The sequence below is a fragment of the Haemophilus sp. SZY H68 genome, from assembly GCF_018829685.1.
Lineage (GTDB): Bacteria > Pseudomonadota > Gammaproteobacteria > Enterobacterales > Pasteurellaceae > Haemophilus > Haemophilus haemolyticus_K.
This window is the reverse complement of sequence record NZ_JAHKKB010000001.1, coordinates 687437-705116: the sequence shown is the minus strand read 5'-3', so window position 1 is coordinate 705116 and position 17680 is coordinate 687437. Positions and strand designations below refer to the sequence as shown.

General features: G+C 39.2%; 16 protein-coding genes. 4 read left to right on the top strand and 12 right to left on the bottom strand.

Annotated features, from left to right (window positions below; translation table 11 throughout):
* Positions 1-27: 27 nt before the first annotated feature.
* The 5 genes from KP712_RS03315 to KP712_RS03295 all read right to left on the bottom strand — a co-directional run bounded on the left by KP712_RS03315 (position 28) and on the right by KP712_RS03295 (position 6456).
* Positions 28-1182, bottom strand: coding sequence for an FtsX-like permease family protein (locus KP712_RS03315; RefSeq protein WP_111407878.1), 1155 nt, complete (start codon positions 1180-1182; stop codon positions 28-30).
* Entirely contained in the window at positions 1169-2509 is a 1341-nt protein-coding gene (locus tag KP712_RS03310) for an ABC transporter permease (protein WP_111407879.1), read from the bottom strand. The genes KP712_RS03315 and KP712_RS03310 overlap by 14 nt, the downstream gene beginning before the upstream one ends.
* A gap of 2 nt (positions 2510-2511) precedes the next feature.
* Positions 2512-3927 carry a Fe-S-containing protein gene (locus KP712_RS03305; RefSeq protein ID WP_048953616.1) on the bottom strand — a complete coding sequence of 472 codons (1416 nt, stop codon included), beginning with the start codon at positions 3925-3927 and terminating at the stop codon, positions 2512-2514.
* 96 nt (positions 3928-4023) lie between these two features.
* Positions 4024-4545 carry an iron transporter gene (locus tag KP712_RS03300; RefSeq protein ID WP_005626197.1) on the bottom strand — a complete coding sequence of 174 codons (522 nt, stop codon included), beginning with the start codon at positions 4543-4545 and terminating at the stop codon, positions 4024-4026.
* Positions 4546-4572: 27 nt separating this feature from the next.
* A complete protein-coding gene (locus tag KP712_RS03295; RefSeq protein ID WP_226385893.1) occupies positions 4573-6456 on the bottom strand; it encodes an FTR1 family protein in 1884 nt (627 codons plus the stop codon).
* A gap of 203 nt (positions 6457-6659) precedes the next feature.
* On the opposite strand from KP712_RS03295, the gene KP712_RS03290 reads away from it, so the two are divergent.
* From KP712_RS03290 to qseC, 4 genes are all read left to right on the top strand, one after another.
* Complete coding sequence (locus KP712_RS03290) at positions 6660-7547, top strand: Dyp-type peroxidase (RefSeq protein WP_111407881.1); 888 nt, start codon at positions 6660-6662, stop codon at positions 7545-7547.
* A gap of 131 nt (positions 7548-7678) precedes the next feature.
* Positions 7679-8044 carry a YgiW/YdeI family stress tolerance OB fold protein gene (locus KP712_RS03285; RefSeq protein WP_005636761.1) on the top strand — a complete coding sequence of 122 codons (366 nt, stop codon included), beginning with the start codon at positions 7679-7681 and terminating at the stop codon, positions 8042-8044.
* 64 nt (positions 8045-8108) lie between these two features.
* Entirely contained in the window at positions 8109-8771 is a 663-nt protein-coding gene (locus KP712_RS03280; RefSeq protein ID WP_048953620.1) for a response regulator, read from the top strand.
* On the top strand, positions 8772-10127 hold the full coding sequence (gene qseC, locus KP712_RS03275) for a quorum sensing histidine kinase QseC (protein ID WP_215770567.1): 1356 nt from the start codon (positions 8772-8774) through the stop codon (positions 10125-10127).
* Between the two features lie 48 nt (positions 10128-10175).
* Here qseC and KP712_RS03270 read toward each other — a convergent pair whose 3' ends face one another.
* From KP712_RS03270 to rsxB, 7 genes are read right to left on the bottom strand one after another with little or no spacing between them, the layout of a single operon-like run.
* Positions 10176-11549: a sodium-dependent transporter gene (locus KP712_RS03270; protein WP_111407883.1), complete on the bottom strand. Its 1374-nt coding sequence runs from the start codon at positions 11547-11549 to the stop codon at positions 10176-10178.
* 59 nt (positions 11550-11608) lie between these two features.
* Positions 11609-12244 carry an endonuclease III gene (nth, locus tag KP712_RS03265; protein WP_005626177.1) on the bottom strand — a complete coding sequence of 212 codons (636 nt, stop codon included), beginning with the start codon at positions 12242-12244 and terminating at the stop codon, positions 11609-11611.
* A 1-nt stretch (position 12245) separates the two neighbouring features.
* Complete coding sequence (locus tag KP712_RS03260; protein WP_111407884.1) at positions 12246-12944, bottom strand: electron transport complex subunit E; 699 nt, start codon at positions 12942-12944, stop codon at positions 12246-12248.
* Position 12945: 1 nt separating this feature from the next.
* Positions 12946-13569, bottom strand: a complete 624-nt coding sequence (gene rsxG, locus KP712_RS03255; RefSeq protein WP_005645362.1) for an electron transport complex subunit RsxG — start codon at positions 13567-13569, stop codon at positions 12946-12948.
* On the bottom strand, positions 13569-14645 hold the full coding sequence (rsxD, locus tag KP712_RS03250; protein WP_111407885.1) for an electron transport complex subunit RsxD: 1077 nt from the start codon (positions 14643-14645) through the stop codon (positions 13569-13571). Before rsxD ends, rsxG begins: the two co-directional genes overlap by 1 nt.
* 4 nt (positions 14646-14649) lie before the next feature.
* Positions 14650-17019, bottom strand: coding sequence for an electron transport complex subunit RsxC (gene rsxC, locus KP712_RS03245; protein ID WP_111407886.1), 2370 nt, complete (start codon positions 17017-17019; stop codon positions 14650-14652).
* The gene (gene rsxB / locus KP712_RS03240; protein ID WP_111407887.1) at positions 17020-17601 is read right to left on the bottom strand and encodes an electron transport complex subunit RsxB; all 582 of its coding nucleotides are present in this window, start codon (positions 17599-17601) and stop codon (positions 17020-17022) included. It lies immediately after the preceding gene.
* Positions 17602-17680: the final 79 nt, after the last annotated feature.

Sequence of the window (17680 nt, the reverse complement as noted above, 5' to 3'; positions counted from 1 at the left end):
ATTATCTAATTTATAGGCGTTTCAGTTTTACTCACCCTTCAACACATTCGCAACATTAATACTCAATGCTCGACGTGTTGGAATAATAACAGCTACAAATGCCACTAATAACGAAAGTACAACCGTAATTGGTAACACTGGTAATCGCATATCAATATAAGATTTGAACACGGTTATTCCTAATACTTGAGCTAATAAATACCCCAAGCCAAGCCCGATAATAATCGCACAAAACGCGATAATTAAAATTTCGGTGCTGATTTGGCGAATGATGTCAAATTTTTTTGCACCTAGTGATTTTTGTAAGGCAAATTCTTTGGATCGTTCACCGACAATTGCAATTAATGTAGTGTTCACACATAAGGTTGCAAGCACCAAAATCACAAGGGAAATTAAGCCCATTAAGCCTTTAATTTTTTCTAAAATTTGTCCTTCTGAGGCGGAAACTTTACGGATCGGGCGAGCGGTTAAATCGGGATATTGTTGCATGATTTTTTCGGCAAATTGATCCACTGTATTAGCGCCTTGCTCATTTTGCACATTGAGTAATGCGTTGTTGACTACGCCTTCTTTATCTAACCAATTTTGTGCAAATTCAACATTCACAATAAGCATATTGTCAGTTGCATCACCAGCTTCTACAATTCCTTTAATGTTAAAACTATGTTTTTCTACGGCATTTTTAGACAGTTGTAGGCTATCTCCCACTTTAACATGTAATCGTTCAGCAAGGGTTTTCCCAATCATTGCATTGCGGTCGTCAAAGTTTACGTTGATTTCGGATCCCGTAACTTGCCAGTAAGGGGCGAGGATGCGCATGGCATCAAAATTTACGCCCATCAGAACAATTTTTTCTAAATCACTGCGTGTGACGCCATAAAGGTAAGGACTGGCAGCCGTGATAAAACCATCTGGTGCTTTTTGCAAAATTGCGTTTAATTCTGCTTGATTCATCATTCCGCCATCGGCTGAACCAATGTAGAAATTTGCTCCGAAAGTACGCAGTTCTTGGCTCATTTTGGTATTGATGTCGAAGTAAACGGCAGCCATTGCAGTGACAATACTTGCGCCCACAGTAAGTGCAGTGAAAATAATCAATACTCGTTGGAGGCGTAGTCGCAATGCGCGGAAAATTAATCGCCAGAACATGCTTTGAGTATTCGCGCTTTTATGCTCTGCCATAAAGCACCTCGACAGGGTAAAGTTTAGCGATTTTATGCGCAGGGAACCAAGTGCCAATTACAGCAATAAGAATGGAGAGTACGAGAACACAAGGTACGACGATCCAAGCAAAATCAAGAGGTGCACCAAATAGTGCAGCACCGATAAATTTGGCTAATCCCCATCCGGCTAAACAGCCAAATATTCCGCCTACTAATGCACTTAACACCGCTTCGCAGTAGAACAGTAAGGTAATTTGCCATTGATAAGCGCCTAGTGCTTTCATTAAGCCAATTTCTTTTGAGCGTTCTATAATTCCTGCACTCATTAAGGAAGCAATACCCATTGCTGCGGCGATTAATGCCGCGAAGGTAACGACCGCTAGTAAGAGTTGGATTTTACCAATCACTACACCTTCAGAAGCTGCAACTTGCCAAATTGGGCGAACCATTGCGCCAGAAATTGCTTCTTCTAATTGATGAGAAATTGAAGAAACATAAGCGGTGCAATACCAACGGTCATAGGCTTCCGCATCTAAGGCATCCGTATTGGCGCGCGCTTTACGGGAAAGATCGTTTTCTGGCACAGTGAGGGCAGATACGCGGACGGATTGCACTTTGCCTTCTAAACCTAGCAAATTTTGCACCGCACTGAGGGGCATCACAAGCTGATTATCTTCTGTTCCCCCCGTACTTAAAATGCCTTTAATTTCTACCGCACTTTGTTGGCTTTCGCCGTTATCGTTTGTGTAGCTTAAGCTAAGTTTATCGCCAATTTTCCAACCATTACTTTTGGCAAGTTGTTCGCCAGCAAGAGCAGGGGCGATTTCTCCAAAGTCATTGTTTAAATCATCAACCCATTCCCCTTCTACTTTCCAGTAAGGGCTAATGATTCGTTGTCCTGTGTGGTAATCTTCTTCATCAGGCACGGCAATATTATGATCAAAGAAGGTACCAAGCACATTAATCGTTTTCGGCGCTGAAAGTGCGGTGGAATTTTGTGAAGATTTTGTCACCTGTACATTTGCTGAAAGCAATGGGGCAAAACCCACGATATTATTTCGCCAGAAAATATCTTTGATATTGGGAAGCTCTTTTTCATCTAAAAAATCTTGGCTAGATAATGAAGCACTATGACTGAGTTCATCAGGCAATGCTGCATTGCTGGCTGGCTCCACCAAAATATTGGCACCGTAAGATTTCAGCTCTTTTGCCATTTTGTCACCAATATCAATGGAAACGGCAAGCAGCGCGGAGACTAAGCCAGCGGCTAAGAAAATAGTGATAATGGCGAGCAATTTACGTTTGATACCAAATCGCCAAGATTGAAATAACATTCGAGCAAGCATTGTTATTCCCCTTTTGGATTTTCGTTTTTGTTAATACCGAGATAGTTATCGGGATTATCGCGGAATAAATCGAGATTTTTTTCGTTCTCAAAGAAATAAGTATGCCCTTCGTGGCTATATTTATATTCAGTTTTAGTGTTTTTGAGTTTGGCGCCACTAATCGGATCTTGCACTTCAATTTCCACAATCGTACTGAATAGATTTAAGCCATCTTCAAGGCTTTTACGAGAAATCACGATTTCATTGTCAGTTTGTTGCCAATTTTCAATCGGTACAGGGTTGCAACCGCCCGGTTTACCGATAGATGGAATAAAGAGATGCACGCCACAACCAACACAGACTACTTGATTGCCTTGCATGACATAGCCTTGATCGCCGCAGAGTAGGCAAGCATCGAATACTGCCGCCATACTGACTTTATTCGGTTGGCGATTGATAATGAAAAAGCGTACGGCTTTGCCATCATCAGCAATCCAAACAAAGCGGTGAAGTTTACCGTCTTTAAGTGGCTCTAGAGCTAAATGCACTTCATTTTTGTCATTAAGTTGTACTGGAACTGCTTCAGAAAGCTGTGGTGGTTGAGAGGCAACTTTTTCCCAATAAAGTTGGCTTGCAGCAACAAATAAAATACCCAATATGCCCCAGTAAATGGTGCGTTTTGATGTTTGTACGAAGGCTAATTTTTTGCGTTTTTCAATCAGATCTTTTTCGGCTTTAGCTTCTCTTAAACGTTTTGAATGTGTTTGAATGGTAAAAATACACAAAACAGCGAGCATTAACACAACACAAATGATATTGAGCCAAGCGGTGATTTCCCCTGATTTTGCCACAAAACTTAACCGCACTTTGGTGAGTTCAATGAGTTGTAATTTCATTAGGGTAAGCAGTAGTTCTGCTACAATCGGAAGAATTAACGCGATAAAAAGTAAAAAGCTGAGTGCTAAAAGTGCGGTAGATTTTCCTTGTGTTTTTTGTTGCTGTTTAAGTAAGAAATAGAGCCATGCACTTGAGGCTAAACTAAAAATTACGCCAAAAATGACCGCACTTATATTTAAAATAAAATCAGTGTTGATGACATCTGTGTTGGTGAGTGCGGTGATGTTTGGATCTTTCGCCCAAGTTGCTCCCGCGATAAGCATTAATGCAAATTGCCAGAATGCGGCAAGGTTTGATGATTTGCTCCATTGGCTGATTGCAAAAAGTAAAAAGATAATTAAAAAGCCGATGGTTAGAATAAGATTGGTGGTTTGTCCATTAGGAATATTTAGTCGTAGGACAACACCCAAAGCCAAGCCAATAAGGCTTAACCAAATAAGCGTTTTAGGCGAAATATTGCCTTTTTTAATTGCCCAAGATGCACCGAGTAAAAGCGAAATTGGCAAAAGAGCTTGCAAAACAAAAATGAAAAAATAAGTCATAGAAAGCGGATTTTTAAATGGTAGGGTGGGCTTTAGCCCACCGTTTTTTTATGTCTGATTGTTAATTGGTGGGCTGAAGCCCACCCTACAGCACTATTATTTTAAACCAGTAAATTTAAATTCATAATTTACATCAAATGGTTTCCACCAACGACCCACGCCAGTTTCTTCGTCAGTGTGGCGGTGCATACCAGCTTTTGGTGGCGGATCGATATGGTAAGTTAATTTGTAGTTACCCACGCCCATCATTTTGATGTTTGCGCCATAGTGTGGGCCATCGCCAGCAACCATTGGCATGAAGGTACCTTCTTGTTTAGCACCAGTATCGGTATTAACTAAGGTATAGTTGATGGTTAAATAAGGCATCCATTCACCTTCACCAAAACCGTTTTTGTTACCTTTCACTGCATGAATGTCTGCTTCTAAGTGAATGTCAGATTTTGCTGCAGGTAAGCCCATGCCGCGAGGTTCCATATCTACTGGTTTTAAGTAAACCGCTGCAATTTCCATGTCATTCATAGTAACTGCTTCACCGATTGGATATTCTTGGAATGCGTAAGCAGAAGTTGCTGCAAACATTCCTGCTAATAAACTTGCGCTAAGAAGTGCTTTTTTCATAGTTTCTCTCCTGAGATGAGTTTTGAGTTAATTTGAAACCGCTTTTTTGCTTTGATATTTCATAACAAACAAAGCAAAAATAGCAGCAAGAATTAAGATTGCTTGTGGTACAAGGGTTTCCACATAAGGATAAACACCTAACCACGAGATTTCTGGTACACCGTTAATTAATGTCGGTTCAAACAGTTTACCTTCAATAAGTTCAAGTACAGATTTGCCAGCGAATACAAATGCCATTAAATACATAAATGAACCAGTAAACATAAAGAATGGTTTTAATGGCAATTTAACCACGGTGTAACGCATTATAAAGTAGCAAATCGCGAGTAAAATCACCCCGCAAATAAAGCCGGCAAAAAGATAGGCTAAACTAACCGCACTTTTCGCATCGCCAACTAGGGCATAATAGAACAATACGGTTTCTGCGCCTTCACGATATACAGCAAGGAAACTGGTCAGCCATAAGCCGAATAGAGAGCCTGCTGTTAATGCCGTTGATAGTTTACCTTCGAGATAGCGTTTCCAGTTTTGTGCTTCGACTTTAGAAAGCAACCAGTAACTCATACTAAACAACATGAAGACTGCAATAATCATTGTGAAACCTTCAAGCAATTCGCGGTTTTGGCCTGAGTTTTCAAAAATAAGTTGGAATATGAATGCGGTAACGACGCTTGCCCCTAACGCCACATAAACGGATTGGCGAATAAGTGGCAATTTATCGTGATGATTATTTTTTACCATATAAGCCACAATAGCGGCAACAATTAATAATGCCTCTAAGCCTTCACGTAAAATAATAAGCAAGCTATATAAGAACATGGACCAATCACTTTGTTCTCTGCCTTGTAATATTTGAACGGCTTTCGCTAAGTTTTGGCTTAAACCTGTAGCTTGTTCCTGTAATTTGTCGCCATTTCCCGCTTTCATCAGACTGACTAAACGGGTGAAATAACCTTCTAATTCTGCTTTAAAATTGCTATCGCGCGAGCCCACTTTATTTTCCATACCAGAATTTTCAAATACATCAAAGTAAGTGTCTTGTACAGAAAGCATGGCTTTTTTTGCATCGCCTTGTTCATAAAGGGCAATAGCTTGTTGAATACGTTGGTTGATTTCAGTCGTAATTTTTGCCCAATCTTGCTCCGCAACGTTATCTGAAGTTTGCGCTTGTGATTGTGTCGCTTGAGCGTTTTGTTCATCGCGAGTGGTAGGCAAATTAGGAAGCTGCTCTTCAATATCTTGCAAGAGTTGTGTGCTTTGGTAAGCAATTTCTGTCATTTGATCAGGTTGTTCACTCAAACGAATCAAATTATAGAATTGTTGATTGATCGCGGCTGAAATTTCAGAAGAGCGGTTAGTTCTAACCGACATTTCCATTTCAGAGTTTTTGTAGCCGTCATATTGAGCTTGTTGGAATGCTTTTTTAGCATTGGCAAAATCACCGCTTTCATAAGCGGTAATGGCTTGTGCAATAAAATCATCAATGGTTTTGAAACTTTGTTGCCAATAAGGTTTGATGGCTTGATTATCATAAACGCCGTGCTGACTATCAGCATTGAGTTGATGCCCTTCAACAAGAGAAGGTAAAACTTGCTGTAATTCATTTTTTAAACCGTTGATTTTGGCTTGAACCTCATTCATTGGTTTACCTTCGCCAATCATCTTGCGAATCTCACCAAAAGTGGCTTCCATTTGATAGCTTTTTTGCGCTGAAAAATTAATGCGAATCGGACCTTCTAAATTTTCAAATATTTCAAAATAGGCCATTTGTACTTCTGTTTTGGCATCATCAATTTTGTTTTCTTTAAGAAGTTGTTCGGTGTGATTCAAGCGTTGAGTGATGTCATCTACCCATTTTTGATAGTTGTTTGCAAAAACAGATTGAGACAAAAGAAAGAGGAAGGGAATCATTACGTAACGAAAAACGCGAAACATAAGAGTTAATCCTTTAAATGAAATTTATTCTTATTTAGAGGTTATATTAAATAATAAAAAACCGCAATAATGAAATCGTATTTTTGTGATGGAAATCAATTTATGCTGAAATATTTAGGATTTTTATACAGTGTTTTTGTATAATTTGACCGTTTTTTTATTGATGTACGGAGATTTTTATGACTGCGCAAACGGGTATTTTACTTGAATCTTGTAAAGCAGGTGTATTTTTAGAAGCAAATATTACGGATTATTCTGTTGCCTCTAAAGCTATTCATCAATTCCTTGATAGTCTTGAACAGTTACAACAAGCGTATCCTGATGCTCGTCTAGGTGCTGTGCTCGCTTTTGGTGATAGCGCATGGAAAAAGTTAGGTGGTCAAAGTGCGGCAGAGCTTAAACCTTTCGTAACCTTAGGCAAAGGTGATCTATCTGCGCCTAGTACGCAAACTGATCTTTTAGTGCATATTCAATCGTTACGCCCTGATGTTAATTTTTCTGTGGCACAAGCTGCAGTGAATGCTTTTGCTCAAGCTATTGATGTTCAGCAAGAAATTCATGGTTTCCGTTGGGTGGAGGAACGAGATCTCACCGGTTTTATTGACGGAACTGAAAACCCAAAAGATGCAAAGCGAGCAGAAGTTGCCTTAATTTCAAATGGCAATGATAAAGATGGGAGTTATGTGTTTACTCAACGTTATGAACATAATCTCGCTAAATGGGAAAAATTAAATACAGCAAAACAAGAAAATGTGTTTGGACGCACTAAAACGGATAGCGTAGAAATGGAAGACAAGGCGGATACTTCTCATGTTGGTCGTACAGATTTGAAAGAGAATGGCAAGGGATTAAAAATCTTACGTCAAAGCTTACCTTATGGTACAGCGAGCGGTACGCACGGATTATTCTTTATTGCTTACTGTGCAACGCTTTATAACATTGAACAACAGTTGCTTAATATGTTTGGTGAAAAAGACGGAAAAACTGACCGCATTTTAGGTTTCACCAAGGCTGTAACGGGCGCTTATTATTACGCACCATCTATTGAGCAGTTGAATAAACTTTAATTTATGAAAAACCTAAATTAAAAAAATTTAGGTTTTTTTATGTTTCTTAACTTTTTCTTAAGATTTATTTGTTTTAATACACACATCCAAGCAATGGTGCTTGAAATTAACTTAATTAAAAAGGAAACATTATGAAAAAATTTGCATTAGCAACAATCTTCGCATTAGCAACCACTTCTGCATTCGCGGGTTTTAACGGCGGAAATACTCAAGGCGGTTTTCAACAAGCAACCCCTTCAGCAATTAGTGTAAAACAAGCTTTATCTGCAGCAGATAATTCAATGATTACTTTAGTGGGTAATATCACACAACAAATTGATGACGATGAATTCTGGTTTAGCGATGGCACAGGTCAAATCAAAGTAGAAATTGAACGTCACGTTTGGAATGGATTAAATGTAGATCCAAGCGATAAAGTGAAGGTTTACGGTAAACTAGATAACGAAGCATTCGAGAAAGCAGATCTTGAAGTATTACGTATCGAAAAAGTAAAATAATCATTCTTTGAAAATGGCGAGCATTAGCTCGCTGTTTTTGTTTATAAAGAGCGGTCAATTTTTTATGAGAATTTTATTGATAGAAGACGATAATCTAATCGGCAATGGTTTACAGATTGGTTTAACGAAACTAGGTTTTGCTGTGGATTGGTTTACGGATGGAAAAACAGGAATGGATGCCTTAACCTCTGCGCCTTATGATGCGGTTGTGTTAGATTTAACTTTGCCGAAGCTTGATGGATTAGATGTATTGCAACAATGGCGCTCCAAGCATCAAGATGTCCCAGTATTAATTTTGACTGCCCGTGATACCTTAGATGAACGTGTAAAAGGATTGCAAAGTGGAGCGGATGATTATCTTTGCAAGCCTTTTGCTTTGGCTGAAGTTGCAGCGCGCTTGCAAGCGCTTATTCGTCGTCGTTATGGTCATCATCATTCTGTGATTGAGCATGCTGGCGTTAAACTCGATCCAAATCAGCGTTCTGTTTGGTTGAATAATCAACCCATTTCTTTAACAAGCCGTGAATATAAATTACTTGAATTATTTATGCTGAATAAAGATCGCGTACTGTCTCGCGCATCTATTGAAGAAAAATTATCAAGCTGGGATGAAGAAATTAGCAGCGGAGCGTTAGACGTGCATATTTATAATTTGCGTCAGAAATTAGGTAAGCAATTTATTCGAACAGTACACGGCGTTGGATATGCGTTGGGAGTAACCCAATAAATGAAAAACAAACGTTTAAGTTTTCGTCTTATTTCTGTTCTTTCTTTCACCGCACTTTTTGTGTGGGGCGTATCTACTGCTGTCGCATGGTGGCAGGTGCGTAGTGAAGTGAATGATGTTTTCGATGCCCAACAAATCCTTTTTGCTGAACGCCTTGCCAATTCAGATCTTAGTCATATTCTGTTAGAGCATGTGGAAGATATTAATAAAATCCAGCCACATTCGTTCAAGAAAAACTATGATGATGACGCATTAGCTTTTGCTATTTTTTCTAAGGATGGCAAACGTTTATTAACAGATGGACGTAATGGCGATAATTTTGTGTTTGATAATGAAATTGGATTTGCGAAAGGCTATATGCTGAATGATGACGATGAATGGCGTATTTTCTGGCAGCCTGTAGCAAATGGAAATTTGATTATTGCCGTTGGGCAAGAGCTTGATTATCGAGAAGATCTAATTGAGGAAATGATCTTTGGGCAAATGTGGATTTGGTTTGCAAGTTTGCCTATTTTGATCATCGTTTTAGGATGGTTGATTCATAAAGAACTTCGACCGATTAAACGTTTAAGCCAAGAAGTTCAAACGAGAAAATCTGGTGATGTGTCATTGTTGAATACAGAGGGCTTACCTGTTGAGATTTTACCCTTAGTAAAAAATTTAAATCAATTTTTTGACCGCACTTCGGCTATGCTACAACGTGAACGCCGTTTTACCTCTGATGCCGCCCATGAATTGCGTAGTCCATTGGCGGCATTGCGTATTCAAACTGAAGTTGCTCAACTGGCGGGTGATGATGGGGAATTGCGAGAACAAGCACTTTTGCATTTAACACAAGGGATTGATCGTGCATCGCAGTTAATTGAGCAACTTTTGACGCTTTCAAAACTGGATAATTTACAAGAATTGGAAGAATTACAGCCTATTGATTGGGAAGGCATCATTCAATCGCTGATTGCTGAGCGCTATTTTGTGGCAGAAAAACGTAAAATTACCTTGGCTTTTGAGAAAGAATCTGAACCAAAGCAGAAACAAGGGCAACCAATTTTAGTTTCATTGATGCTTAGAAATTTACTAGATAATGCCATTAAATATAGCCCAGAAGACACAACTGTTTCAGTGAAAATCGCATCTTCTCAGATTATTATTGAAGATAATGGTGGTGGTGTTGACTCTGAAGATTTGAAAAAACTTGGTCAGCGTTTTTATCGCCCAGCTGGGCAAAATGAAAAGGGTAGTGGCTTGGGGCTTTCTATTGTCATGCGAATTGCGGAATTACATGGATTCAAAGTGCGGTTAGAAAATGTTTTAAAAGAAGGGCAGCGAATTGGCTTAAAGGCTCAAATATTTTTATAGACATGTCCTTTAAAAAATAAAACCGAGTAAAGACTCGGTTTTTCTTTTTTAAAATAGGTTGCTGATAAAGATGACTAAAATAATCACTGGCACAACGAATTTCACATAGTTAAACCAGATTTTAGTGAATGTTGAGTTAGGTGTTGGAGAAAGTTCTTTTTTCGCTTCATCTTTTAACACAAAACCAACAAAAATAGCACAACCAAGTGCGGTCAGCATAAAGAGAATATTTCCACTGACATAATCATAGAAATCAAAAATGCTTTTGCCGAAAATGGTGACATCTTTCCATACATTATCCCCTAAAATTGCTGGAATATTACCTAAGACAAAAATACCACCAAGGGTTAAGACAATCGCTTTGCCACGGCGCATTCTGAGCTTTTCTTGTAATGCGGTAATGATTACTTCATAAATTGTGATAGAAGTAGTTAGCGCAGCTATTAATAATAAGCCGAAGAAAATAATTGCAAAGAATTTACCCGCCCATAAGTGAGAGAATACGATAGGTAAACTTTGGAATACTAAAGTTGGGCCTGCATTTGGTTCAATCCCAAAGGTGAAAAGTGATGGGAAGATCATAAAGCCCGCAAGTACGGCAATAATTGTATTGGTAAAACCAGTAATAACTGCAGTTTGTATTAAGTCTTCTTCTTTATTTAAGTAGCTTGAAAGCGTAATTAATACGCCAAAACCAAGGCTTAATGCGAAGAATACTTGACCTAAAACAAAGATAAATAATTGTGGTGTAATTTTGCTGAAATCTGGCTTCAAATAAAATGTAATTCCTTCCATTGCACCTGGTAATGTTACGTTGCGAATAACCATTCCAATGAGGAAGATGAATAGCAATGGCATTAAATATTTTACAGAACGCTCAATCCCACCAATGATCCCTTTAGCTAAAATAATGTAATTCACCACAACAAATAAGAAGGTGTACAGTATAATTTCATAAGGGCTATTGCCGATATGCAGCTCGTAGAAATCTTTGGCGACATCTTTAGTAATAGGTGTTGAGATATCTAAGGTACCGCTGATTAGGCTAATGACATAAGAAATAACCCAGCCACCAAGCACCATATAATACGCCATGATACCGAATGAACCAAGTAAGCCCATGTAGCCAAGGATTTTCCAATATTTGGAAATGCCTTTTCCTTTATCCAGAATTTTATCGCCAAAGGCATCAATGGAATTTACACGTAATCGACGACCGATCACGTTTTCAACGAGAATCATCGGAATACCGATTACGATCATTGCGATACAGAAAAGTAGAACGTAGGCTCCGCCACCATTTTCGCCCACAAGGTAAGGGAAGCGCCAAGTAGCGCCGAAACCGACAGTTGCGCCTGCGACAGTCATGACATAAGTGAGTCGGCTAGACCAAGTTTGTCGCTGTTTATTATTTGTTGTCATTTGTTTTCCTATTTTTAATAAAAAGTGCGGTAAATAATTAGAGTGTTTTATCGCAAAAATTAAAACTCAATTTTTTCTTTATATTCACACAGATCTTCAATAATGCATGAGCCACAACGAGGTTTCCGTGCGATACAAGTGTAGCGCCCGTGTAAAATTAACCAATGGTGAACATCCACTTTAAATTCATCAGGTACGACTTTAAGTAGTTTTTCTTCCACTTTTACAACGTCTTTACCTGGTGCAAAATTAGTTCGATTGCATACACGGAAAATATGGGTATCCACTGCAATAGTTGGGTGACCAAATGCCGTATTTAGTACAACATTGGCTGTTTTTCTACCCACTCCTGCTAATGCCTCTAAGGCTTCGCGATTTTCAGGCACTTCACCGTTGTGCTTTTCAATTAAATCACGGCAGGTTTTGATAATATTTTCCGCTTTGCTATTAAAAAGTCCGATAGTTTTAATATAGCTTTTTAAACCATCTAATCCTAAATCTAAAATTGCTTGTGGCGTGTTTGCAACAGGGAATAGTTTTTCTGTCGCTTTATTCACACCTTTATCGGTTGCTTGTGCCGATAGAATTACCGCAATTAATAATTCGAAAGGCGAATTATACTGTAATTCTGTGGTCGGGTGGGGATTTTGATCTCTTAATCGGGTTAATATTTCGATTCTTTTTAATTTATTCATCTTATTTATCAATTCGATTTTTTATTGCAAGGAGCAAGCCTAATCCTATAAATGCGCCTGGTGGCAGAATGAAAAGTAAAAAGCTACTGTCTGTATGGTAAATATGGAGCGTTAAAAATTGAGCTTGTTCGCCAAATAGATTTTCGATGCCGTCAAAAACCGTACCTTGTCCAATGATTTCACGCAATGCACCAAGTACTGTCAAGCTAAGTGCCATCCCTAATCCCATTGAGAAACCATCCCAAACGGAATGGAGTAAGCTGTTTTTTGAGGCGAACGCTTCTGCTCGACCAATCACAATACAGTTGGTAACGATGAGTGGAATAAAAATCCCAAGTGATTGATAAAGCGTATAGGTATAAGCATTCATTAAAAGTTGAACGACAGTTACTGTTGTCGCAATAATCATCACGTAGATTGGAATGCGGATTTCATTCGGAATATATTTACGGAAAAGCGAAATAACCGTATTTGTGCAAGTGAGAACAAGCATTGTCGCTAAACCTAAACCCAGTGCATTGGTGGCGGTGCTAGACACCGCTAAAAGCGGACAAAGCCCGAGAAGTTGAACAACCGCTGGATTATTTTTCCAAATTCCTTGAGTAAAGATTTCTTTCCACATGGACTTTTGTTGATTCTCAACCGCACTTTCTATTTTTTCTTCTTCAAGTGCGGTATTTTTTTCAGTTAAATCTGTCATATTATTTCACTTGTGTTGAAAGCTGTTGTAACAAGGCTTGGTTATTTAGCATGATTAATGCTGAGCGTTTAGTTTGATTCACCACTGCGCGAGGTGTAATGGTTGCACCAGAAAATTGATCAAATTTCCCACCATCTTTTTTTACCGCCCATTCGCTTAAATTATGCTCATTAATCGATTGATGAGTGAAATTTAGAATCCAGTTGGAAATACGAAGTTCAATTTTATCGCCTAAGCCTGGGGTTTCATGGTGTTCGATTACTCGTACACCTAATATTTCACCTTTCGGATCTAATCCCACAAGCAAGCGAATATCGCCAGAATAGCCATCAGGTGCAGTGGTTTCATAGGCATAGGCAGAAACATTTCCATCTTTTTTCGCAAAATAAATTTTCTGAATGCCCTCCAAATTTTTATCTTGAGGAATAACCGCACTTTCTAGCAAATTATTATTGAAATAATCTTGTGGAATGACCTGTAAAAGTAATTCTCGTTGTTGTGCCGCCATCACCGCGTCAATTTTATCTTTTGTTAGGAAAAAAATACCCGCAGAAATTGCTGTGCAGAGTAGGGCGACAAAGCCTAACAATATTCCGTAACGCGATGTGATTTTTACTGTGCCCATTATTTTTTCCCTTTTGTTGGATAACCAGATACTCGAGGACGCGTGTAATGATCGATAAGTGGAACGCAAATATTACTTAATAAAATTGCGAATGCTACACCATCTGGAAAGTTTCCGTGATAGCGAATGAGATAGACAAATAACCCCACTAATGCGCCAAAAATAATTTTTCCTCGTGGTGTAATGGAGGCTGTGACAGGATCTGTCGCAATAAAAAATGCGCCAAACATCATTGCGCCACTAACGAGTTGGCTAATCGCACTTAAATGCGTGAATCCAGTAAAAGCGGTCGCTGTGGCTAAACAGAAAAAGGTGACAAGCATCGCCACTGGAATTTGCCAATGAATGACACGTTTTAAAATAAGGAAAATTCCGCCCGCTAAGAAAGCCACGTTGACTTGCCACCATCCTTGAGCGAAATCGGTTCCATTACCCATAAAAATAGGCAGTTTAATTAACTCATAAAAATCATTTAATTGAGTGTGACTTTTATAGAAAATTTTTGCGCTATCCAAGGGCGTTGCTTGGGTGATGCCATCAATGTTATGTGTAAGTTGTGAAAGAGTAAATCCATCAGTGGTTAAACCTGAAAATATTAATGAAAACGCATCTGACAAAGTCGGGGGTTCCTGTAATAAATTAATTGGTGGCATCCAAGTTGTCATTTGTAACGGAAATGAAATTAGAAGAATTACATAGCCAATCATTGCTGGATTGAATGGATTTTGTCCTAAGCCACCATAAACCTGTTTACCTAATAAAACTGCACAAAGTGTTCCAATGATGATGATCCAATAAGGTGCATAAGGTGGAATAGCCATCGCCAAAATTAAAGCAGTCAGGGATACGCTGAAATCTGAAAGGTAATTTAACGGCTTTTTACCACGTAATTTTATTGCAATAAACTCAGCGATGATAGCTGTACCAATGGCTAATACAGATTGAAGCACCACGCCAAATCCAAAATAATAAATTTGAGTGAAAAAAGCTGGCATCATTGCCAACGTTACCCAAAGCATAATACGCGCTGTGAGTTTCCCCGAATGAGTATGAGGAGAGCTAACCATTTTAAACATTATTTTATTCCTGATTATTTTCTAATGTTGCTTGTGTTTTCGCCAATTTCTTTGCTTTTGCTCGAGCAATTGCTGCAGCTACCGCTGCTTTTTTCGGATTAAGTACAGTTGAATTTTCTTCTGTCTTTTCTACCGTACTTTCTATGGCTTGAGTGCTTGGAACTGATTCTGTGGTTCCCGCTTGTGCAAGTTTTTTTGCTTTTGCACGAGCAATAGCAGCGGCTACCGCTGCTTTTTTCGGGTCAAGTGTGGTTGAATTTTCTTCTGTTTTTTCTATCGCACTTTCTACGGCTAGAGTGCTTTGAACTGATTCTGTGGTTCCCGCTTGTGCAAGTTTTTTTGCTTTTGCTCGAGCAATCGCAGCGGCTACCGCCACTTTTTTCGGATCAAGTTCGGTTGAATTTTCTTCTGTTTTTTCTACCGCACTTTCTACGGTTTGAGTATTTGAGACTGATTCATCGGTTTCATTTGCTTGTGCAAGTTTTTTCGCTTTTGCTCGGGCAATCGCAGCGACTACCGCCGCTTTTTTCGGATCAAGTGCGGTTGAATTGTCGTCTATTTTTTCTACCGCATTTTCTACGGTTTGAATATTTGAGACTGATTCAGCGGTTTCATTTGCTTGTGCAAGTTTTTTTGCTTTTGCTCGAGCAAGTGCGGCAGCAACTGCTGCTTTTTTCGCATCGGTTGGTTGAGTTTGTTGTTCTTGGTTTTCGACTTGAGATTTCGCTTGCTGACGAGCCAGACGACGAGCTTTACGTTGTGCCATTAAATCAGCGTTATCAGGTAAAACTTCCCCTTTTTCTGAGGTAATCGTTTTAACTTGTACTGATTCTGTTTCATTAGATTTTTTCGCTTTCAAGCGTTCTAGCGCCGCTTTAACAGGATCTTCACCTTTGGTTTGCGCTAATTCTTCTCGACGTGCTTCTGCTGCACGTTGTGAACGTGCTTTACGCTCTTGTTCTTCACGTTCCATTCGCGCTTGTTTCGCTTCAAAGCGAATTTTAGCTTCATCTGATTTTTTCTGTTTTTCTTTTATTTGCCAAATTTTTGCTTTTTCTTGGCGGAAGTACTGAATCAGCGGAATATGGCTTGGGCATACGTAAGCGCAAATCCCGCACTCGATACAATCTTTGAGGGCGTATTCTTCCGATTTTTTGTGATCTTCACTACGAGCAAACCAGTAGAGTTGCTGTGGCATCAAGTTGACTGGGCAGGCATCAGAACAGCTAGAACAGCGAATACAAGCTTGTTCAGGCTCTGGTTCTGCATATTCAAAATAGTCTGGTGCAAGCAAGCAGTTGACAATTTTTGTCACCGGTGCATTGAGGTTGGAAAGTTCCAATCCCATCATCGGGCCACCCGCAAACACTGGATAACGTTCATCAAATCGATAGCCCGCATGCGTCAATACTTGAGAAATTGGTGTACCAAGTCGGACCCAATAATTACCTTTTTCAGGAATTTTATCACCTGTAAGGGTGACGACACGTTCGATTAAAGGTTCGTCATTTATCACCGCTCTTTTAATTGCAAAGGCTGTACCAACATTATGCATCAGTACGCCAATACTAGAAGAACGTGCACCACTAGGTACTTCCATTCCTGTAAGCAGATAAATAAGCTGTTTTGCAGCACCCGAAGGATATTTTGTTGGAATCACTCGAATGCTAATGTCATTTGCTCCCTGTAGCGCTTTGCGGATTGCCTCTATTGCTTCAGGTTTGTTATCTTCAATGGCGATGACTACATTTTCAGGTCGTAGGATATAACGCAAAATACGAATGCCTTCTATGATTTCATCGGCGCGTTCACGCATAAGACGATCATCACAAGTAATATAAGGCTCACATTCAGCACCATTGATAATTAAAAGTTTGACTTTTTTCTCTGCTGATTGAATTTTAGCGGCCGTCGGAAATACTGCACCGCCCAAGCCAGCTATACCAGCTTGATAGATTTTGTTAATGAGTTGTTCTGGCGAGAGTGTTAAAAAATCATCAATAGGATTACGCTCTAGCCATTGATCTAAGCCATCCGCTTGCAAATGAATTGCAGGTTCATCAAGACCAGACGGATGCGCGGCAACATAAGGTTTAATTGATTTAATTGTGCCTGAAGTTGGCGCATGAACGGGTAGCATACGCAAGCCATCGCCTTGCGTTAAAGCTTGACCTTTTAATACGTAATCGCCTTCCTTTACTAAAAGGTGACCTGTTGTTCCTGCGTGCTGTTTAAGAGGAATATAAAAATCTGTGACTAAAGGGTGATGACGTAATGGTTGTGTATTAGATTGTGATTTCATTTCAGGTGGATGAATGCCACCTTTGAAATCCCATAATTTACCGGAATTGAAACGAGATAATACGTCCGCCATTTATTCCCCCACAACCAATTTTTTTTCAGTACCATTTACATTTATTACTGGAATGACTAATTTTGCATCAAACTTCCAATCCCAATTATCGATATTTTTTTTCACGGGAATCATTGATATACAATATGTCGGGCAGGGCGCTACGCAAAGTTCACAACCTGTACAGAGATCTGGAATAATCGTATGCATGAATTTATTTGTACCAATAATGGCATCAACAGGGCAGGCTTGAATGCATTTTGTGCAGCCAATACACATATTTTCATCAATAAAAGCGACTTTCTCGATAGGTTCTTCTACGCCGTCCATAGCTGGCACATCAACACCTAAAATCTCTGCGATTTTTACGATAGTAGGTTGACCTCCAGGAATACATTTTGTGATGTCATCTCCATTGCAAATAGCTTCAGCGTATGGTTTGCATCCAGGATAACCACATTGTCCACATTGGCTTTGTGGCAAAATAGCGTCGATTTTTTCCACAATGGGATCGGCTTCAACTTTGAGTTTAAGTGAAGCAAAGCCTAAAATCGCACCGAAAATTAAAGCGAGTAAAGTGATTATGATGAATAGAAGGGTCATTATTTCTTTCTTTTTCCTGAAAAATACTGAGAGAACCCAATAAATAAAATCAAAATGGTAATAGCCATTAAAAGATAGA